At 73.1% G+C, this 18,949-nt stretch carries 22 protein-coding genes; 6 read left to right on the forward strand and 16 right to left on the reverse strand.

The features are described 5' to 3' along the window. Position 1 precedes the first annotated feature (1 nt). Genes OO52_RS12945 through OO52_RS12955 form a run of 3 tightly spaced genes read left to right on the forward strand, consistent with a single transcriptional unit; the run spans position 2 to position 1,578 of the window. Complete coding sequence (locus OO52_RS12945; RefSeq protein WP_030643572.1) at positions 2–379, forward strand: DUF2795 domain-containing protein; 378 nt, start codon at positions 2–4, stop codon at positions 377–379. Then, positions 376–1,029: a hypothetical protein gene (locus OO52_RS12950; protein ID WP_030643574.1), complete on the forward strand. Its 654-nt coding sequence runs from the start codon at positions 376–378 to the stop codon at positions 1,027–1,029. Before OO52_RS12945 ends, OO52_RS12950 begins: the two co-directional genes overlap by 4 nt. A gap of 6 nt (positions 1,030–1,035) precedes the next feature. Then, on the forward strand, positions 1,036–1,578 hold the full coding sequence (locus OO52_RS12955; protein WP_030643576.1) for a type 1 glutamine amidotransferase domain-containing protein: 543 nt from the start codon (positions 1,036–1,038) through the stop codon (positions 1,576–1,578). 102 nt (positions 1,579–1,680) lie between these two features. On the opposite strand, the gene OO52_RS12960 is transcribed toward OO52_RS12955, so the two are convergent. After that, entirely contained in the window at positions 1,681–1,968 is a 288-nt protein-coding gene (locus tag OO52_RS12960) for a DUF6158 family protein (RefSeq protein WP_030643578.1), read from the reverse strand. Between the two features lie 57 nt (positions 1,969–2,025). Here OO52_RS12960 and OO52_RS12965 point away from each other — a divergent pair, with 57 nt between their 5' ends. Then, entirely contained in the window at positions 2,026–3,144 is a 1,119-nt protein-coding gene (locus OO52_RS12965) for a Vms1/Ankzf1 family peptidyl-tRNA hydrolase (protein WP_030643580.1), read from the forward strand. Positions 3,145–3,189: 45 nt separating this feature from the next. Here the strand turns inward: OO52_RS12965 and OO52_RS12970 are convergent, their stop codons facing one another. Beyond that, positions 3,190–4,809, reverse strand: coding sequence for an ABC-F family ATP-binding cassette domain-containing protein (locus OO52_RS12970; protein WP_030643582.1), 1,620 nt, complete (start codon positions 4,807–4,809; stop codon positions 3,190–3,192). Between the two features lie 830 nt (positions 4,810–5,639). Further along, positions 5,640–6,296: a histidine phosphatase family protein gene (locus tag OO52_RS12975; protein WP_030643589.1), complete on the reverse strand. Its 657-nt coding sequence runs from the start codon at positions 6,294–6,296 to the stop codon at positions 5,640–5,642. Between the two features lie 77 nt (positions 6,297–6,373). Between OO52_RS12975 and OO52_RS12980 the strand changes: the two genes are divergently transcribed. Continuing rightward, positions 6,374–7,870: a bifunctional phosphatase PAP2/diacylglycerol kinase family protein gene (locus OO52_RS12980; RefSeq protein ID WP_030643591.1), complete on the forward strand. Its 1,497-nt coding sequence runs from the start codon at positions 6,374–6,376 to the stop codon at positions 7,868–7,870. 130 nt (positions 7,871–8,000) lie between these two features. Then, the gene (locus tag OO52_RS12985; RefSeq protein ID WP_030643593.1) at positions 8,001–8,822 is read left to right on the forward strand and encodes a class I SAM-dependent methyltransferase; all 822 of its coding nucleotides are present in this window, start codon (positions 8,001–8,003) and stop codon (positions 8,820–8,822) included. A 156-nt stretch (positions 8,823–8,978) separates the two neighbouring features. On the opposite strand, the gene OO52_RS12990 is transcribed toward OO52_RS12985, so the two are convergent. The 13 genes from OO52_RS12990 to OO52_RS13050 all read right to left on the reverse strand — a co-directional run bounded on the left by OO52_RS12990 (position 8,979) and on the right by OO52_RS13050 (position 18,866). Then, positions 8,979–9,275: a gas vesicle protein K gene (locus OO52_RS12990; RefSeq protein WP_030643595.1), complete on the reverse strand. Its 297-nt coding sequence runs from the start codon at positions 9,273–9,275 to the stop codon at positions 8,979–8,981. Continuing rightward, positions 9,272–9,460, reverse strand: a complete 189-nt coding sequence (locus OO52_RS12995) for a gas vesicle protein (protein ID WP_030643599.1) — start codon at positions 9,458–9,460, stop codon at positions 9,272–9,274. The genes OO52_RS12990 and OO52_RS12995 overlap by 4 nt, the downstream gene beginning before the upstream one ends. After that, entirely contained in the window at positions 9,457–10,254 is a 798-nt protein-coding gene (locus tag OO52_RS13000; RefSeq protein ID WP_030643600.1) for a GvpL/GvpF family gas vesicle protein, read from the reverse strand. The genes OO52_RS12995 and OO52_RS13000 overlap by 4 nt, the downstream gene beginning before the upstream one ends. Next, positions 10,251–10,586, reverse strand: a complete 336-nt coding sequence (locus tag OO52_RS13005; RefSeq protein WP_030643602.1) for a gas vesicle protein — start codon at positions 10,584–10,586, stop codon at positions 10,251–10,253. The genes OO52_RS13000 and OO52_RS13005 overlap by 4 nt, the downstream gene beginning before the upstream one ends. Beyond that, positions 10,583–11,830 (reverse strand): SRPBCC family protein, encoded by a 1,248-nt coding sequence (locus OO52_RS13010; protein WP_030643604.1) that lies wholly within the window; start codon positions 11,828–11,830, stop codon positions 10,583–10,585. Before OO52_RS13010 ends, OO52_RS13005 begins: the two co-directional genes overlap by 4 nt. Further along, the gene (locus tag OO52_RS13015) at positions 11,827–12,462 is read right to left on the reverse strand and encodes a hypothetical protein (protein WP_030643605.1); all 636 of its coding nucleotides are present in this window, start codon (positions 12,460–12,462) and stop codon (positions 11,827–11,829) included. The genes OO52_RS13010 and OO52_RS13015 overlap by 4 nt, the downstream gene beginning before the upstream one ends. Before the next feature lie 2 nt (positions 12,463–12,464). Next, positions 12,465–12,722 (reverse strand): gas vesicle protein GvpG, encoded by a 258-nt coding sequence (locus OO52_RS13020; RefSeq protein ID WP_030643606.1) that lies wholly within the window; start codon positions 12,720–12,722, stop codon positions 12,465–12,467. A 29-nt stretch (positions 12,723–12,751) separates the two neighbouring features. Continuing rightward, positions 12,752–13,522 (reverse strand): GvpL/GvpF family gas vesicle protein, encoded by a 771-nt coding sequence (locus tag OO52_RS13025; RefSeq protein WP_030643611.1) that lies wholly within the window; start codon positions 13,520–13,522, stop codon positions 12,752–12,754. Beyond that, positions 13,519–13,938, reverse strand: coding sequence for a gas vesicle structural protein GvpA (locus OO52_RS13030; RefSeq protein WP_030643613.1), 420 nt, complete (start codon positions 13,936–13,938; stop codon positions 13,519–13,521). Before OO52_RS13030 ends, OO52_RS13025 begins: the two co-directional genes overlap by 4 nt. 77 nt (positions 13,939–14,015) lie before the next feature. Continuing rightward, the gene (locus OO52_RS13035; RefSeq protein WP_078629675.1) at positions 14,016–14,402 is read right to left on the reverse strand and encodes a gas vesicle protein; all 387 of its coding nucleotides are present in this window, start codon (positions 14,400–14,402) and stop codon (positions 14,016–14,018) included. Positions 14,403–14,447: 45 nt separating this feature from the next. Next, positions 14,448–15,380, reverse strand: a complete 933-nt coding sequence (gene ligD, locus OO52_RS13040) for a non-homologous end-joining DNA ligase (RefSeq protein WP_030643617.1) — start codon at positions 15,378–15,380, stop codon at positions 14,448–14,450. Next, on the reverse strand, positions 15,377–17,224 hold the full coding sequence (locus OO52_RS13045; protein ID WP_030643619.1) for a transketolase: 1,848 nt from the start codon (positions 17,222–17,224) through the stop codon (positions 15,377–15,379). Before OO52_RS13045 ends, ligD begins: the two co-directional genes overlap by 4 nt. Positions 17,225–17,285: 61 nt before the next feature. Beyond that, on the reverse strand, positions 17,286–18,866 hold the full coding sequence (locus tag OO52_RS13050; RefSeq protein WP_030643621.1) for an NAD(P)/FAD-dependent oxidoreductase: 1,581 nt from the start codon (positions 18,864–18,866) through the stop codon (positions 17,286–17,288). Between the last annotated feature and the right edge of the window lie 83 nt (positions 18,867–18,949).

The raw sequence follows: 18,949 nt of genomic DNA on the forward strand, positions 1-18,949 counted from the left end.
CATGCAGCGAGGCAGTGACCGGCTGAGCGTCCACCGGGACGACGAGATGAAACACGAACTGAAGGGTCTGCTCCGGTCCGGCCACCCCACGCGTGTGGAGGAGTGGCACGACCCGGAGCCGGCCGCGGACGACGATCCGGAGGTGTGGAGCGGACCGGTGGGCGGTCTGGGGTCTCCGGCATCGCTGGAGCGGACCCGGCTGGAGCTGGCCCGGCACCTGAGCCGGCACGCCTTCCCCGCGAAGCCGGGCGAGCTGGCCCGGGCACTGCGCCGGAGCAACGCTCCCGGCGGGCTGATCGACGCGGTGGCCGGGCTGCCGCACGGCGGCCGGTACGAGAACATGCAGCAGCTGGCCGAGGCCGTGGCGGGCGGCGCATGAGCCAGGACCAGGCGGCCGACATCGCGCGCGGTGCCACGGTCGACGTGGGGGACGCCACCACGCGGTTTCTGCTGTACGGGCTGCTGCCCGGCTGGTTCGTGCCGGGGCTCGCCGACTGGGCGATGCACCGGCGGACCAGGATCGAGGACACGACGGGGACGAAGGAGTCCCTGATCCATTCGTTGATGATGGCCGAGGTGGGCCTGCCCATCGCGCTCACCCTGCGCTACGAGGTCAATCCGCTGCTGCTGTCCGTGCAGCTCGGCGCGGCGGCGGTGCACGAGGCGACGGCGCTGTGGGACGTGCGGACCGCCGTCCACGGCGACCGTGAGGTCAAGCCCGTCGAGCAGCACATCCACAGCTTTCTGGAGTCGCTGCCGTTCGGCGGGCTGGTCTCGCTGATGTGCCTGCACGCCGATCAGGTGCGGTCGCTGCTGCGCGGGGGGCGCGGGGATCCGGACGCCTGGCGCCTGGTGCCGCGCCGGCGCCCGCTGTCGCCCGGCTACCTGGCGGGCATCGGCCTCGTGGTCGGCGCGTGCGTGCTGCTGCCGTACGGCGAGGAGCTGGTGCGCTGCCGGCGGGCGGCCCGGGCGAGGAAGCGCCGGGCCCGGGCCCACCGGGCCACGCTGCGGAGAGTGAAAGGAAGCTGAGGAATCATGCGTATCGCGTTTCTGGTGGCACCCGAGGGCGTCGAGCAGGTCGAGCTGACCGAGCCGTGGCAGGCGGCCTCCGGTGCCGGGCACGAGCCGGTGCTGGTGTCGACCCAGTCCGGGAAGATCCAGGCGTTCAACCATCTCGACAAGGCGGACACCTTCCCCGTGGACGAGGTGGTGGGTGAGACGTCGGCCGGGTCGTTCGGCGGTCTCGTCCTGCCGGGCGGGGTGGCCAACCCGGACTTCCTGCGGATGGACGAGAAGGCCGTCGCGTTCGTGAAGGACTTCTTCGAGCGGGGCCGTCCGGTCGCCGCGATCTGCCACGCGCCGTGGACGCTGGTGGAGGCGGACGTCGTGCGCGGCCGGGTGCTGACCTCCTGGCCGAGTCTGCGCACCGACATCCGGAACGCCGGCGGCACCTGGGTGGACGAGCAGGTGAAGATCTGCGATCACGGCTCCAACCAGCTGGTGACCAGCCGCAAGCCGGACGACCTGAAGGCGTTCTGCGACGCGTTCCTGCACGTGTTCGCCGGCGAGGCCGGCTGACCGGACGAGGGATGTGCGGGGGCCGGCCCGTCAGGGCCGGCCCTTTCGTGTGAGTGCCTCGTCTCGTGAGGGTGCCGTCCTGCGGGTGTGCCCGGGGCGGCGTCAGGTGCCGGGCGTGCCCGGGGTCGCCGTCTCGCCGCAGCCGCGCTCACGGGCGCCCTCGCGGGTGCGGGCCGCGCTCACCAGGCGGCGTGGGTTGCGGCGCAGGTACTCGCCTTCCAGCTGCGCCATGCGCTCGTTGTGGGCCCGCAGTGCGTCGTTCGAGCCGTACAGGAGAGTGTCGTGGCGCGTGCGGTGGATCGTCTCCAGCTCCTTCATGAGCTGCTGGTCGTCCAGCCGGCTGGGGTCGACTCCGGTCATGGTGGTGCCCCGCTCGTCGTGTTCGTTCATGGGCTACGGGTACCCGCCCGGCACGCACTGCCCCCGAGCGATTTCCGGGAGGAATCCATGGAGCTCGCGTTCCTGAGTCCACTGTACGAACATCCGGGGTCCTGGGCCTCCGCGTACGTCGACCTGTCGCAGCACGACGAGGACATGGGGCACCGGCGGCATCTGACGGCGGAGGCGGTGGCCCGGCAACTGCGCGAGCAGGGTGCCGACGAGGCCACCTGCCGGGCGGTGTACGACACCCTGGACGCGCTGCGGCACAGCACGGAGCCGTACGGGCGGGCCGTCTTCGCCCGCAGCGGCGAGGTGGTGCTCCAGGTGCCGCTGACCCAGACCCCGCCGCACGGCCTGGTGCACTGGGGAACGCTGCCGCACGTCACGCCGTTGCTGGACCTGGCCGGGGAGGACCCGGTGTCGCTGGTGGCGTACATCGACCGCACCGGTGCCGACTTCGAGCTGCGCAGCGCGGTGCTCCAGGAGGAGGCCGGGCACGTCACGGGCACCCGGCAGTGGCCGATGCACCGGTCGAAGGCCTCCGACTGGTCCGAGCGGCACTTCCAGCTCAAGGTGGAGAACACCTGGGAGTACAACGCCCGGGAGATCGCCGAGGCGCTCGCGGACTGCCAGGCGGAGACCGGGGCCGACCTGCTGATCCTGTGCGGGGAGGAGCGCGCGTGCCGGTCGGTGCACGAGCAGCTCCCCCAGCACCTGCGGGACCGGGCGGAGGAGGCCGCGCACGGCATCGGCAGCAGGCTGCTGCCGCAGGAGGTGGAGGACATCCGGGCCCGGCACGTCCGGGAGCGGGTCCTGGCCGAGGTGGACCGGTACCGGGCGGCCCGGACGCCCGACGAGGAGCGGCGGGCCGCGGCGATCGAGGGTGTGCCGCAGCTCGTCGAGGCGGCGCGTGAACACCGGCTGGCCGAGCTGCTGATCCGCCCGGACGCGCCGGACACGCACCGCGAGGTGTGGATCGGCGAGGACCCGGACCAGTTGGCGGCCCGCCGTTCGGAGCTGCGGACCATCGGCGAGCAGCACGCCTGGCCGGCCCGTGCCGATGACGCGCTGGTGCGGGCGGCCGTGGTGACGGACGCACCGGTCCTCTCGCTGACGCCGGTGCTGGAGGAGACCGGCGACGAGGTCGCGGCGGGCGGCATGGGCGCACTGCTGCGCTGGAAGTGACGGCCGCGGGACGGCGGGCCGGCCGAGCGGCGCGGGTGGTCCGCGTCAGCGGGCCCGCTCCACCCGCCGTTCGTCCCAGACCGGTTCCGGTGTCTCGCGGACCCGGCCGTCGGAGCCGAAGACCAGGAAGCGGTCGAAGGAGCGGGCGAACCAGCGGTCGTGGGTGACCGCGAGGACCGTGCCCTGGAACGCCTCCAGACCCTCCTGGAGGGCCTCGGCCGACTCCAGGTCGAGGTTGTCGGTGGGCTCGTCCAGGAGCAGCGCGGTGGCACCGGCCAGCTCCAGCAGCAGGATCTGGAAGCGGGCCTGCTGTCCGCCGGAGAGCCGGTCGAAGGCCTGCTCGGCCTGCTGGGTGAGTTCGTAGCGGCGCAGCCGGGACATGGCGGCGCCCCGGTCCTGGGCGTGCTCCTTCCAGAGGATGTCGAGGAGCGTGCGGCCCTGGAGTTCGGGGTGGGCGTGCGTCTGGGCGAAGTGGCCGGGCACGACCCGGGCGCCCAGCTTCCACTCTCCCGTGTGGGCGACGTCCTCGCCGGCGAGGAGCCTGAGGAAGTGCGACTTCCCGGAGCCGTTGGAGCCGAGGACGGCGACCCGTTCGCCGTAGAAGACCTCCAGGTCGAACGGCTTCATCAGCCCGGTCAGTGCGAGTCCCTCGCAGGTGACGGCCCGTACGCCGGTACGGCCGCCCTTCAGCCGCATGGTGATGTCCTGCTCGCGGGGCGGCTCCGGCGGCGGGCCGGCCTCCTCGAACTTGCGCAGGCGGGTCTGGGCGGCCTGGTAGCGGGAGGCCATCTCGTGGCTGACGGCGGCTGCCTGACGCAGCGTCAGGACCAGCTTCTTCAGCTGGGCGTGCTTCTCGTCCCAGCGGCGGCGCAACTCCTCGAAGCGGGCGAAGCGTTCGCGGCGGGCCTCGTGGTAGGTGGCGAAGCCGCCGCCGTGCACCCAGGCGTCGGCGCCGGCCGGGCCCGGTTCGACGGAGACGATCTTCTCGGCGGCGCGGGCGAGGAGTTCGCGGTCGTGGGAGACGAACAGGACCGTCTTCCGGGTCTCCTTGAGCTGCTCCTCCAGCCACCGCTTGCCCGGTACGTCGAGGTAGTTGTCCGGCTCGTCCAGCAGCAGCACCTCGTCGGTGCCGCGCAGCAGCGCCTCCAGCACGAGCCGCTTCTGCTCACCGCCGGAGAGGGTGCGCACCTGCCGCCACTGGGCGCGCTCGTACGGCACGCCGAGCGCGGCGGTGGTGCACATGTCCCACAGGGTCTCGGCCTCGTAGCCGCGCACCTCGGCCCAGTCGGCGAGGGCCTGCGCGTACCGCAACTGGGCCGCCTCGTCGTCGACGGTCATGATGCCGTGCTCGGCCTCGTCGACCGCCTTCGCCGCCTCGCGGATGCGGGGCGGGGCGACGGAGACGAGGAGGTCGCGCACGGTCGTCTCGTCCCGTACGGAGCCGACGAACTGGCGCATCACGCCGAGCCCGCCGCCGACGGTGACGCTGCCGCCGTGCGGTTTCAGCTCGCCGGAGATCAGCCGCAGCAAGGTGGTCTTGCCGGCGCCGTTCGGACCGACCAGGGCGACGACGGCCCCATCGCCCACCCGGAAGGACACATCGCCGAGCAGCGCCCTCCCGTCGGGGAGGTAGTACTCCAGGTGCGCGGCTTCCAGATGTCCCATGGCCAGGCATTCTCCGAGCCACCCCACACCCGAGGCAAACCCTTATCCACCGCCCCGGTCCCGGGAAGCGGCGCGAGACGGCGGGCCCGGCTGGAGATGAGGGGCACGGGGAGCCGGCTTGGTGGGGCGGTGCGGTGGCGTGCGGGCACGGTGGAGCCGGCCGGGCGGGGCGGTACGGCGGCGTGCGGGCACGGTGGAGCCGGCCGGGCGGGGCGGTACGGCAGCGTGCGGGCACGGTGGAGTCGGCTCGGCAGGACAGGCAGCGTGCGGGCACGGTGGAGCCGGCCGGGCGGGGCGTGCGGTGGCGTGCGCGCATGGTGGAGTCGACCGGGCGGGGCGGTACGGCAGCGTGCGGGCACGGTGGAGCCGGCCTGGCAGGACACTGCGGCAGCACGCGGGCACCGCGAAGCCGACCCAGCGGGACACTGCGGCAGCACGCGGGCACCGCGGAATCGGCCTGCTGGGGCGGTGCGGCGGCGTGCGGGCACGGTGTCGGCCCAGCGGGACACTGCGGCAGCACGCGGCCCCCACGAAACCAGGCCAACGGGACAGCACCGCGGCACGCGGGCACCGCGAAGCCGGCCCAGCGGGACACTGCGGCAAGCGTGCGGGCACGGTGGTGCCGGGCCTCGCGGCAGGCGCGCGGCACCGGCGCGGCTTCGGCCGCCGCTTCCGGCCCGCCGAAGGGAGCCCCAGGCACCATGCCGGGCGCCACGGCGACCAGACGTCACCGTGGCTGCACCGCTCGGTCCCGCGGCGACCGATGGCTGCACCGTTCGGCCCCGCGCCGACCGCCCCTCGTCGGCGCCCCCCGCCGGGCGACCCGCCGGCTACCCCGTCGCGCCCAGCGCCTCGCCCGCCGGGCCGCCCTCGCCCGCCGGTTCCACTGCGGCGCCCTCCCAGGACAGGGCCTTCCAGCCGTCCGTCGGGGAGCCTTCCAGGATGATCACGCCGGTGTTCTCCAGGGGGTGGGTCGCTGCGAAGGTGACGTCGACGTTGTCGGCGCGGGCGGCGGTCCAGACGCGGATCGCGGCGCCGTGGCTGACCATGGCGACGGACCCGGCGCCGCTCGCGGCGGCCTCGGCGACCACCGCGTCGTACCGGGCCAGAGCCTCCTCGCCGCTCTCCCCGCCGGGCATGCGCAGCGCGGTGTCCCCGGCGGCCCAGGCGAACACCGTGCGCAGATACCGCTCGCCCTCCGGGGTGTGCCCCGGCAGCATCTCCAGGTCGCCGGCGGACAGCTCGCGGATGCCGTCGCGGACGATGACCTCCAGGCCGCGGGCGGCGGCCAGCGGGGCGGCCGTGAGCTGGGTGCGGACCAGCGTGGACGCGTAGAGCGCCTCGATGTCCTCGCCGGCGAGCGCCTCGGTCAGCGCGGCGGCCTGCGCCTCGCCGAGGGGGGTCAGCCCCGGGCCGGGCACGGCGGTGTCCAGCAGGTGGTTCAGGTTGGACGGGGTCTGGCCGTGGCGGACGAGGAGCAGACGCATCCGGGTTCTCCTCTCGCACCGGGCCGGCGGCCGGCGCACGGGGACAAGAAACGGGCACTTCAGGGTAACCGCACCGCATGAGCCCAGACGTGGACCTGACTGCCCCCGCGACCGCCGCCCGCGCCCCGCTGCGTACGCTGCTCCATCTCGACGGCCGCCTGTTCGAAGCCGCCGCCGCCTGGCACTGGCCCGGCGCCGAACGCGTCCTGCCCCGCCTGAGCCGCAGCGCGAACCACGGGGTGCTGTGGTTCGCGACGGCCGCCGCGATGGCCGCGAGCCGTACGCCCCGGGCCCGCCGGGCGGCGGCCCGCGGCCTGGTCTCGCTCGGCCTGGCCTCGTTGACGATCAACACGCTCGGCAAGCGCTCGGTGCGCCGGGCCCGGCCGGTGCTGGACCCGGTCCCACTGGTGCGGCGGCTGAAGCGGCAGCCGATCACCACCTCCTTCCCGTCGGGCCACGCGGCGTCCGCCGCCGCCTTCGCCACCGGCGTCGCCCTGGAGTCCCCGGCGTGGGGCGCGGCCGTGGCACCGGCGGCGTTCTCGGTGGCGATGTCCCGGGTGTACACGGGGGTGCACTTCCCGAGCGACGTACTGGCCGGGGCGGCACTCGGCGCGGGCGCCGCCTTCCTGGTACGGCGTCTGGTGCCGACCCGCTCCCAGATCCGGCGCCCCGACCGGCCGCGCGCCGCGGCCCCCGCGCTGCCCGAGGGCGACGGTCTGGTGGTGGTCGCCAACCGGTCGTCGGGGACGGCGGACCGGGTGCGGGCGCTGCACGACGCGCTGCCGAGGGCGGAGATCGTCGAGTGCGCGCCGGAGGAGGTCGGCGACGAGCTGGAGAAGGCGGCGGTCCGCGCCCGGGTGCTCGGGGTGTGCGGGGGCGACGGCACGGTGAACGCGGCGGCCGGGGTCGCGCTGCGGCACGATCTGCCGCTGGCGGTGCTGCCGGGCGGCACCCTCAACCACTTCGCCTACGACCTGGGCGTGGAGGACGAACGCCAGCTGGCCCAGGCCGTCCGGTACGGCGAGGCGGTCCGGGTGGACGCGGTCCGGTTCACCACTCCGGAGACGCGGGGGCTGTTCCTCAACACGCTGAGCCTGGGCGTGTACCCGGAGCTGGTGCGCGCGCGGGACAGCTGGTCGAGCCGGATCGGCGGCTGGCCGGCCGGGGTGCTCGGCGCGCTGCGCGTACTGCGCGCCGGCCGGCACCCGCTGGAGGTGGAGCTGGGCGGTGAGCGGCGGCCCCTGTGGCTGCTGTTCGTCGGCAACGGCGTCTACCACCGCGTGGGCCTCACCCCGGGGCGCCGTACCGATCTGGCGGACGGCCTGCTGGACGTGCGGGTGGTGCACGGCAACGGCAGGCCCGCGCTGCGGCTGCTCACGGCGGCGGTGGCGGGCCCGCTGACCCGCTCGCCCGGGCACGCGGCGGTCCAGGTGAACCGGCTGCGGCTGACCGGGATCGCGCCGGGCACCCCGATGGCGTACGACGGTGAGGTGACGGCGGTGTCGGGCGAGATGACCCTGGAGAAGCTCCCGGAGGCACTGACGGTCTACCGCCCTCTGCCGGCCACCCGCTGAGGCGTGCGAGACACCCCCTCCGTCCACATGGTGAAATCCAGGTCTCATCATTCGGCATGCCCGCGTACGGTGGGGCCGTACCGGCGGCCGGGTCCGGCCGGTGACGCCGACGAGGGTGAGGGGTTCAGCCATGCCGAAAGCGCAGGAGACCGCCGTCTACACGCACGGGCACCACGAGTCGGTGCTGCGGTCGCACACCTGGCGGACCGCAGCCAACTCCGCGGCCTACCTGCTCGGCGTGCTGAAGCCCCACATGAGGATCCTGGACATCGGCTGCGGGCCCGGGACCATCACCGCCGACCTGGCGGAACTGGTCCCCGACGGCCGGGTCACCGGCGTCGACCGGGCACCCGGCGTCCTGGAACAGGCCCGGGCCACCGCGGCCGGCCGCGGTCTGACGAACGTCGACTTCGCGGTGGCCGACGTCCACGCCCTGGACTACCCGGACGACACCTTCTGCGTGGTCCACGCCCACCAGGTGCTCCAGCACGTCGGCGACCCCGTGCGGGCGCTGCGCGAGATGCGCCGGGTGACGAAGCCGGGCGGGTTCATCGCCGTACGGGACGCGGACTACGCGGCGATGACCTGGTATCCGGCGGTGCCCGGCCTGGACGACTGGCTGGACCTGTACGAGCGGGTGGCCCGCGCCAACGGCGGTGAACCCGACGCCGGGCGCCGGCTGGCGGCGTGGGCGCGGGCCGCGGGCCTGCGGGACGTCACGGCCGGCTCCAGCACCTGGACGTTCGCCACGCCCGAGGAGCGGGCCTGGTGGAGCGGCCTGTGGGCGGACCGCACCCTCGCCTCCGACTACGCCGACCGGGCGACGCGGTCAGGTCACGCGACGGCGGAGCGGTTGCGGGCCGTGTCGGAGGCCTGGCGGGACTGGGGCCGGCGGGAGGACGGCTGGTTCGCGGTCCTGCACGGGGAAGTTCTGTGCCGTAAAGAACTCTGATCCGCGCCTTCCGGGACACCCGGACGGCGGCAGGGGCCGCTGGGATTCCTGGTACGCGGCACGACCGCGGCCGGCGACAGGGGCCTCTGCCACAAGTGGTGAGCGGTCCGCCGTGCCTAGTGCCCGGCGCGGTCCACCGCACGGAGGTCCACCGCACTAGTGCCCATCGCGCGGAAGCAGCGGGCCGAGCGGCCCGAGGTCCAGGTTGAGGTCCTCGGGCCGCAGTCCGTAGCGGTCCCGCAGCTCGGCCATCCGGTCCTCCAGGAGCATCAGGGTGAGCCCGATCCGCTCCTCCTGCTCCTCGGTCAGCTCACCGGTGTCGAAGCGGCGCACGGCCTGCCGCTCCATCAGCTGGCGCAGCAACTCCACCACGGTAAGCACGAGTTTCACCAGGTCGCGCTCGACCGTGTCGGGTTCCAGGTCGAGCCGTTTGCGCCGCTGCCGCGCGGTCATAGGAGCTCCTCGAAGGGCGACGGGACCTGCTCGTTCACGGAACTGATGAGCGCGTTCAGGTCGATGCGGACGAGATCGACGTCCGCGATGCGCAGGGTGATGTCGCCGGTGATGACGACTCCGCCGGCCAGCAGCCGGTCCAGGAGGTCGACCAGCGCGATCTCGCGGCGTTCGACTACGGTCACCGCCCCTCCCCCGATTCCACGCTCGGTTCCGCTCCGGATTCCTCACCGGAAAACGAGTACGCGGCCCACGGACCGGTGAGTTCCACCCGCAGTCCGGGTGCCTCGTCCTTCGTCCGGTCCACCATTTCCACGAATTCCTCGGAATGCTCCCGGGGCACGAGATAGGCCGCGTTGAGCACATTGCGTCCCGGCGTTCCGGAGAGCGCGGAATTCTGCGGCGGATGCATCCGGAAATCTTCGGCGCGCTCGGCGAGGCGCTCGTGCAGGGAGTGGGCGAACCGCTCGGCCCGCTGCCACTTCTCCTCCTGCGCGTGGCTCTGCAGGCGCCGGCGGCGCAGGTAGTCCCGCCCGCTGGCCGGCCGCGCCGCCTCGGCGGGCTCGGGTTCGGCGGGCTCGGGTTCCAGGTACACCTTCACGCCCCACTCCACGCGGCCGTGCAGGCGGTCGAGCAGGCGCCGGAAGTCCTCCTCACGGGCCTCGATCATCATGCGCACGGCGCTGTCGTCACGGAAGACGGTCGCGAGCCGCAGCGGCAGCGGGGTGGTCACCGTGGTGAGCGCGTCGACGACGCCCTGGTGGGCGCGGGCGGTCGCGGCCAGCCAGTCCAGGTCCTCCAGGTGGGCCTTCAGCGCCTCCGCGCAGAAATCGGCCTCCGGGACCATACTGACCACCGCGACCAGCCCGTGATGGTGCAGCAGCGCCGGCGGGGCGCCGCCGACGCCCCGCAGCTGTGCTTGCAGAGGTGTCCCGAAGGGACGGCAGACGGCGTACACGTACCGCAGTCCGGTCGTCATGGTGCCTCCTTCGGGGCGCGGCCCGACTCCAGTTCCTCCAGCCGGGCGAGCCGTTCTCGCAGCTCGGCGTTCTCCCGGGTCAGCTCGTCACGACGGGCCCGGGAGGAGAGCGCCGGGTCGCTCTCCCACCAGTCGATGCCCATCTCCTTGGCCTTGTCGACCGAGGCGACGATGAGGCGCAGCTTGACGGTGAGCAGTTCGATGTCGAGCAGGTTGATCCTGATGTCCCCCGCGATGACGACACCCTTGTCGAGTACACGTTCAAGGATGTCGGCGAGGTTCGCCCCCGAGCCCTGGCCATAGGGCTCGGGAAAGCGGCCGGGTGTCGTCATCGACGGCTCCCGCGCTCAGCGTGCTCAGGCTCCTCTTCCTCGTACTCGTCCTCCTCTTCCTCAGCGCCTTCCTCGTCCTCGGCGGGCTCCTCGGCCTCGTCCTCGTACGAGTCCTCGTCGCCCTCCTTGTCGCCCTCCCCGGCTTCTTCCTCGGTCTCGCCCTCGTACTCGTCCTCGTAGGGCTCCTCTTCCTCCTCCTCTTCCTCCTCTTCGCCCTCTTCGCCTTCCTCGGGGCGCTCCCGGCCCTCGGGCTTCTCTTCGCCCTCGGCCTCCTCTTCGCCCTCTTCCTGCTCTTCGCCCTCTTCCTGCTCTTCGCCCTCTTCCTGCTCTTCGCCCTCTTCTTCCTCTCCCCGGGCCTCCTCTTCCTCCTCCGCGAGGGCGTCCTCGTGGCTGCGGACGACCTCGCCGTCGCGGATCTCGCCGCGCCAGCTGTCCTCCGCCTCTCCCTTGAGAGTGATGAAGCGGGCGAAGTTCTTCAGGTCCAGCCTGGCCCGGCGGCCCTGGGCGCGCCAGATGTTGCCGGTCTTCTCGAAGAGGCCGGTCGGGTAGTACTCCATGACCAGCAGCACCCGGGTGAGGTTCTCCTCCAGCCGGTGGAAGGAGACCACGCCCTTTGTGGTGCCCTTGGGGCCCTCGGAGGTCCACTGGATGCGGTAGTCGGGGATCTGCTCGGTGGTCTTCGCCTTCCAGCTCCGGCTGGACCAGAAGATCTTCGCCTGCCAGTCGGAATGGGTGTCGTCGGCGCGGCTCGCGCTCTTGACGCCCTTGGCGAAGGTGGAGAAGGACTGGTACTGGGTCCACTGGTCGTAGGCCGTGCGCAGCGGTACGCCGACGTCGACGGACTCGATGATCACCGTGGGCTTCTTGCCCGCGCCGCCCTTCTTGCCCTTGCTGCCGCCGAGGCCCCGCAGGGTGCCCATCACCTTGTCCTTGGCGTGGGAGGCGCCCAGTTCCAGCGCCGAGCGCAGCGGTCCCTTGCCCTCGGCGAGCTTGCGCCCGCCCTCCAGCGCCAGTTTGGCGAAGCCCGGGCTGTTGCCCTCGGCGATGTCGTTCAGCTTGCCGGTGGTCTGGCCGAGCTTGCGGCCGAACCCGGCCAGCAGTCGCTGGGCCTGCGCGCTCGCGTACTCCCGGGCCTCTTCCTTCAGCCGGTTGGCTGCCTCACTGTGAGCGAGACCGGTCAGCGCAGACGCGCCGCCCGTGGCCTGGCCGGCCTTGGAGGTCACTCTTCCGAGGGTCTCGGTCATTGGTCATCGCCGCCCTTCGACTGCCGGGAGACGGCGCTCCGGGTCGCACCGCCGACCGCCGCCGTCTTACTCGCGGCCGACTTGCGGGCCGCGTCCGTCTTCTTGACCGCAGCCTTCTTGGCCGGGGTCTTGTCGGCTGCCGTCCCACCGGGAGCCTTCTTCACCGGGGCCTTCTTCACCGGCTTCTTGCCCGTCCGCTTCCGGGGCGCCTCGTCCGCGTCGCCCCGATCCTCCCCCCTGGGGGGCTTCTCACCCCGCGTCTCCTCCTGCTCCTCCTCGCCCTCTTCCCGCTCCTCGTCCGAGCCGGACGGCACGACTCCGGACAGCTGCTCGCGTACCTGGGACGTACGACCGTGCAGCCGGTCGGCGAGCGAGTTCATCTGCCGCTCGACCATCGCGCCGGAGGCGGCCTTGCCGACGCCGCGCAGATCCTGGCGCAGCTGGTCGCCGATCTCCTTGAACTGAGGATTGTTCTTCAGCTGCTGGTTCACCAGCTCAGCGAGCATCTTCGGGCTGAGATTGAGCTTCTTGCCGGCCACGGCGGAGCCGATCGCGAGCGCCATCTTCAGCTTCTTCGTGCGTCCGAGCAGATATCCGGCCCCTACGGCGAGGCCCAGTGCGGTTCGGTTCATGGTCACGTCCCATTGCCTGTCGTGTCGCCGTGATGCAGGGCGATCTCCAGCCGGTCGAGCAGTTCGTCCTCGCGCTGGTCGAACTCCTCCTCGGTGATCTCGCCCGCCTGGAGTTGCTCTTCGAGGCGGGCCAGCTCGGCCCGGACGGTGGCCGGGTCGTAGTAGATCCGCTCCGCCTCCTGGAGCACCTGCCGAATCGCCCACGCGCCGCCGCGTACCGGTGCGAAGGGCAGCAGCAGCACCTCCGAGATCAGTCCCACGGATCCTCCTTCCGTCCGGGCCCCGGCCGCTACGACGCTCCGGCGTCCGCGCCGGCCGTGGCGCCCGCGGGCGCGGTCGGGCCGGGCTCGACGAAGCTGTACGGCGGCAGCGGGCCGTTGACCCGCAGTTCGAGATGGGCATGGCTCTGGCGCACCTGCTCGGCGGCGGCCAGGAAGTCCTCGGCCGAGTCGCGGGACACCAGGAACGAGACGTTGAGCAGCCAGCCGGTGGACTCCGGGCCCACGCTGACCGCCGCGGCGCACGGCTGGAGCAGGCGCTGCACCTCGGCGGCGTCCTCGGCCTCCTTGGCCTTGACTGCGCCGGCGACCATCTCGCCGAGGCGGATACGGTCGTCGTAGGTGCCGCCGCCCGCCTTCCGGTTGGCCTCGGCGAGGGCACGGAGCTCCGCGTTCTCGGCCATCACGCGGTGCAGGACGGCCTCCTCGATGTGGGTGGCCTTGACGTTGTACTCGACCTTGCCGTCCAGCTCGCGCAGCCGTTCCAGGTAGTGCTCCGCCCGCTCGGTCAGCACCGACGTGACGGTGTCGTCGTCGGGAGAGACGCTGCCGAAGCGCATGGGCAGCACGCAGCCGCCCGCACCCGCCTCGGCGAGCACGTTCTGGTGCGCGAGGAGGTCGCGGCGCTTGGGGCGCAGATCCTCCGGGGCGTCGCTGACGACGGCGGCGAGTTCTCCCGCCGTGAGGATCCGGACGGGCCGGGGCGGTTCGCCCACGCCGGTCATCCCTTCGGGGAGCGCCGGGTGCGAGCGCGCGGTGATGCCGTAGACGTACGTGCTCACTCCTCTTCCTCCTTCCGGCGGGCCGCGGTCTTACGGGGGCGCCGGGGCTCGGCCTCGCCTTCCTCCCGCGCCTGCTTGAACGCGTCGGAGATGGTCTGTGCGGCACCGGACAGCGCGCCCTTGGACTTGCCGCGGGCTCCGCTCTCGGTGATCTCGCCGACGAGATCGGGCAGCCCGGGGGACTTGCGGGGCCCTGCCTCCAGGTCGAGGCGGTTGCACGCCTCGGCGAAACGCAGATACGTGTCGACGCTGGCCACGACGACCCGGACGTCGATCTTCAGGATTTCGATGCCGACCAGGGAGACCCGTACGAACGCGTCGATGACGAGTCCCCGGTCGAGAACCAGCTCCAGGACGTCGTAGAGGCCACTGCTGCCGCCTCCGCCTCCGGACTGCTGTGCCGGGACAACGGTCATGCCGGCCGCTCCTCCTCGTGAGAATGGTGGTTGGTCGGGGCCACGCCGGAGGCGTGGCCGCGGGACGCGGGCGGGCCTTAGCCGCCGGGTCGACGTGCGTCGGCCCGCCCGCGCTCGTATCGGCGAACGCGTCGGTAGCCGGTGAGCTCCCCGTCGGGGTCCAGGTCGACCTGGTAGCTCGCCATCAGGCTCATGGTGTCCGGGACCCTGGCGATCTCCATCACCTCGACCTCCAGCGACCAGCCGTCCTCGGTCTGCTCGAAGGAGGACACGGTCTCCGGGACGAGCCCCGTCAGTTCGGCGAGCTGGCTGCGCGCCTGGCGCAGCACCTCCATGGGGGTCGGCCGCCGGGCGTCCTTCTCGTTCCGTGTGGTGTCGTTCGTCTGCTCTGTGTCTTGTGATGTATGCGAGTTCTGGGATTTCTGTGAACTCTGTGACTGTGATGTGCTGTGTGTGTTCGACATGGCCACCTCTTCCTGCGGGTGGCCCTTCCTTCCTTGGCCAAACCTTCAGGAGCGCATGTCCGCGAGGCGACGCCGGGCCGGGCCCAGGGAGCGCCCGCGGGCCGGCAGACCGGCCCAGGGGTCGGTGCGGGCCTGTTCGACGGCGTCGGCGATGGTCCAGCGGCGGGCGTCGAGCCCCGGGTCGTCCAGTTGCTCCCAGGTGAGGGGGACGGCGACCGGGGCGCCTGGGCGGGCGCGGACGGTGAAGGGCGCGACGGCGGTCTGGGCGTACCCGTTGCGCTGCACGTCGAGGTAGAGGCGGTCGCCGCGGTCCTGTTTGCGGGCGGCGGTGGTGAGCCGGTCCGGGTGCCGTGCCGCGGCGAGTTCGGCGACGTCGTGGGCGAACTCCCGTACGGCGTCGAAGTCCTGGCGGCCGTCGAGCGGGACGACGAGGTGCAGTCCGCGCGAGCCCGTGGTCATCGGGGCGGCGGGCAGCCCGAGTTCGTCCAGCAGCTCGCGCAGCCAGGCGGCGGCCGCGCGGACGGCGCCGAAGTCGTCCCCGGGGGGATCGAGGTCGAAGACGAGCCGGTCGGGGTGGTCCGGGCCGCCGGCCCGGTCGGTGCGCGAGAGCCAGCGGTGCACGGTGAGGCAGGCCTGGTCGGCGAGGTACAGGAGGGTCGCGGTGTCGTCGCAGACGACGTGCGTGACCGTGCCGCCCTCCTTGGCGACCTTTGCCCGGGTGATCCACTCCGGGTAGTGCTCCGGGGTGTTCTTCTGCATGAACCGCTGGCCGTCGAGGCCGTCCGGATACCGTTCCAGCATCAGCGGACGGCCCCGCACGTGCGGCAGCAGGTACGGCGCGACGGACCGGTAGTAGTCCGCGAGGTCGCCCTTGGTGTACTCCTTCGCGCCCCCGCCGCCGGGGAAGAGCACCTTCCCCGGCCGCTTGATCTCCACCGTGCGGCGGCCCGCGCGTATGGTCCGCGCGTCGTCGCTCATCGCACGACCGCCTCCTCGACCAGCATCCTGGCCGCCGCCGCGATGCCCAGGGCGTCGATGCCGGCCGCGTAGAGCTGCTCGTCGGGCGCGGCCGAGCCCGGCATGGTGCGCACCGCGAGCCGGACCAGCCGGGGCACCGGCCTGCCGTCGGCGAACACCTCCGCGACGGCGTCGCCGAGTCCGCCCTCCGGGTGGTGGTCCTCCACCGTGAGCAGGCAGCCGGTCTCCTCGGCGGCCCGGTGCAGGGTCTCGGCGTCGACGGGCTTGACCGAGTACAGGTCGATCACCCGGACCCGGATGCCGTCCGCGGCGAGCCGGTCGGCGGCGGCCAGCGCCTCGGGCACGGTCACCCCGGCGGCCACGACGGTCAGCCGGTCCCCCTCGCCGGAGCGCAGCGTCTTGCTGCCGCCGACCGGGAACTCCTCGTCCGGGCCGTAGATCACCGGTGTCTTGCCGCGGGAGGTGCGCAGATAGCGGATGCCGTCCAGGCCGGCCATGGTCGCGACCAGCCGGGCGGTCTGGTTGGCGTCGCACGGGTACAGCACGGTCGAGCCGTACAAGGACCGGAACATCGCCAGGTCCTCCAGGCCCATCTGGGACGGGCCGTCCTGCCCGATCGCGACGCCCGCGTGCGAGCCGACCAGGTTGATCCCGGAGCCGCTGATCGACGCCATGCGCACGAAGTCGTGGGCGCGGGTGAGGAACGCGGCGAACGTGGAGGCGTACGGCACCCAGCCGCGCGTGGCCATGCCGACGGCCGTGGCGACGAGCTGCTGCTCGGCGATGTAGCACTCGAAGAACCGGTCGGGGTGCGCCTTGCCGAACTCCTCGGTGCGGGTGGAGTCGCCGACCTCACCGTCCAGGGCGACGACGTCGCCGCGGGCGGCGCCGAGCGCGGCGAGGGCCTTGCCGAAGGCGTCCCTCGTCGCGGCCTCGTCGCCCAGCTCGTAGCGCGGGAGCCGGACCGCCTCGGTGGTGAGCGAGCGCAGCGCGGCGGCGGCCTGCGGCTCGGACACGCGGACGTGCAGCGAGCGCGGCCCGCCGAGCTCGGCGATGGCGTCCTCCGCCTCGGGCAACGGCTTGCCGTGCAGGCCCTCCCGGTCCTCGACGGCGGCCACGCCCCTGCCCTTCAGGGTGCGGGCGAGGATCACGGTGGGCTGCCCGGTGGTGGACAGCGCCTCCCCGTAGGCCCGGTCGATCGCGTCGACGTCATGGCCGTCGATCTCGATCGTGTGCCAGTCGAAGGCCTGGAAGCGGCGGGCGTAGGCGTCCAGGTCGTGGCCGTGCCGGGTGGGGCCGCGCTGGCCGAGCCGGTTGACGTCCACGATGGCGACGAGGTTGTCCAGGTTCTCGTAGCCGGCGTGTTCCGCGGCCTCCCACACCGAGCCCTCCGCGAGCTCGCTGTCGCCGCACAGCACCCACACCCGGTAGTCGGTGCGGTCCAGCCGTTTCCCGGCGAGCGCGATGCCGACCCCGACCGGCAGGCCCTGGCCGAGCGAGCCGGTGGCCGTCTCCACCCAGGGCAGCCGCCGGGGCGTCGGATGGCCCTCCAGCCGGCTGCCGAGCTTGCGGAAGGTGACCAGCTCGCCGTCCTCGATCGCGCCGACCGCCTTGTACGCGGCGTACAGCAGCGGTGAGGCGTGTCCCTTGGACAGCACGAAGCGGTCGTTCGCGGGGTGCTCGGGGCGCTCGAAGTCGTAGCGCATGTGGTTCGCGAGCAGGACGGCCAGCAGATCGGCGGCGGACATCGAGGACGTGGGGTGCCCGGATCCCGCGGCGGCGGACGCCCGCACGCTGTCCACGCGCAACTGCTGCCCCAGTTCGGCGAGTTCGTCGGTGTTCATGGGTCTCCTCGGTCTCCTTGCTCGGTCGCGGTCGATGGCGCTCGGTCGCGCCCCGGCGCGGTCAGTCGGATTCGTTCGCGCGGTCCGCGGGATCGGCGGGGTCCGTACGCTTCACGGGGCCGGGGGCCGGATGGTCCGGGCCGGCGCCGGTGGTCTCGCCACCGGGCTGGTTCTTGGCCGGCTCACCACCCGGCTGCTTCTTGGCGGGCTCGCCCCCGGGCTGGTTCTTGGCCGGCTCACCGCCGGGCTGGTTCCTGGCGGGCTCGCCGCTCGGCTGTCGTCTCACCGGTTCCTCTGGCATCGGCTTGTGCGTCATCAGCTCGTCTCCTGCCTGTGCGGCCGGCAGCTCCGGGCCGCCCGGTACCCGCGCCAGTTCCGGTGAGGCCGTGTCCAGCGGGACCGACCAGGCCCGCACCAGGCCCAACTGGACGCCCTGGCGCGGGAGCACGGCGTCCAGCAGCCAGTCGGCGGTGACCCGGACGCGGTTGCCGGGCAGCGCGGCCAGGTGATAGCCGCGGGTGACGGCGCCGGCGGCCAGGCCGGACAGCGGAATGCCGAAGGGGTTGGCGGCGGCGCGGACCCCGCCGAGGTCGACGGCGAAGCCCAGGTCCCGGTGGCGGTACGGGCGCCGGCGCCGTCCGAGGCCGAGCGAGCCGGCCACGTTCTCCCCCGCCACCCGGCCCTGCCGCCAGGCGTGCTGGGCCGTCATGGGCGTGAACTTCCCGGGACGCTCCAGGTCGGGCACGGCGGCCGCGTCCCCGCAGGCGAACACGTCGGACCGGCCCGGCAGTTGCAGATACGGGTCGACGATCAGCCGGCCGCGCTCCAGCGGCTGCCGGACGGCCTCCACCAGCGGATCCGGCCGTACGCCCACGCACCACACCAGCGTCCGGGACGCGACGAACTCCCCGTCGGTGAGCAGCACCCCGTCCCGGGTGGCCTCCTTCACCGACGTGCCCATCCGCACGTCGACGCCCCGGGCCCGCAGCACCCGGTCGGCCGTACGGGACAGCCGCTCGTCCATCTCCGGCAGCACGCGCGGCGCCACGTCCAGCAGGATCCAGCGGGGGCGCAGCCCGCCGGGCAGCGGGTGCCGGCGGACCAGGCGGTCGGTGAGCATCTGAAGGTGGGCGGCCACCTCGGTGCCGGTGTAGCCGGCGCCGACCACCACGAAGGTGCACCGGGCGGCGCAACTCTTCGGGTCCTCCTCGGCGGCGGCGAGTTCCACCTGCCGGGTCACGTGGTCGCGCAGGTACAAGGCCTCGGGCAGCCCGCGGAAGCCGTGCGCGTGCTCGGCGACCCCGGGGATCGGCAGCAGCTTGTTGACGCTGCCGACGGCCAGCACGAGCCGGTCGTAGCCGAGGGTGCCCGCGCCGCCCTCGGGGTCGCGGTAGTGCACCGTACGCGCGTCCAGGTCGACGCTGTCCGCCTCGCCGAGCACCAGGCGCACCCCGCGCAGCGTGCCGGGCAGCGACACGGTGACCCGACGGGCCTCCAGGACCCCGGCGGCGACCTGCGGCAGCAGCGGCAGGTACAGGAAGTAGTCGGTCGGGTTCAGCAGGGTGACGTCGACCCGGTGCCGGGTCAGCCGGGCCAGGGTGCGCGCAGCCCGGTACCCGGCGAAACCGGCGCCGACGATCACGACGCGAGGTCGGCTCACGGTGCGCCTCCGGCGGTGTGGCTCGTCCGAGGTCTTCCGCGTAACCGGGGCCGGGGCACCCAAAC

This window comes from Streptomyces flaveolus, assembly GCF_000716535.1.
Classification (GTDB): domain Bacteria; phylum Actinomycetota; class Actinomycetes; order Streptomycetales; family Streptomycetaceae; genus Streptomyces; species Streptomyces flaveolus_A.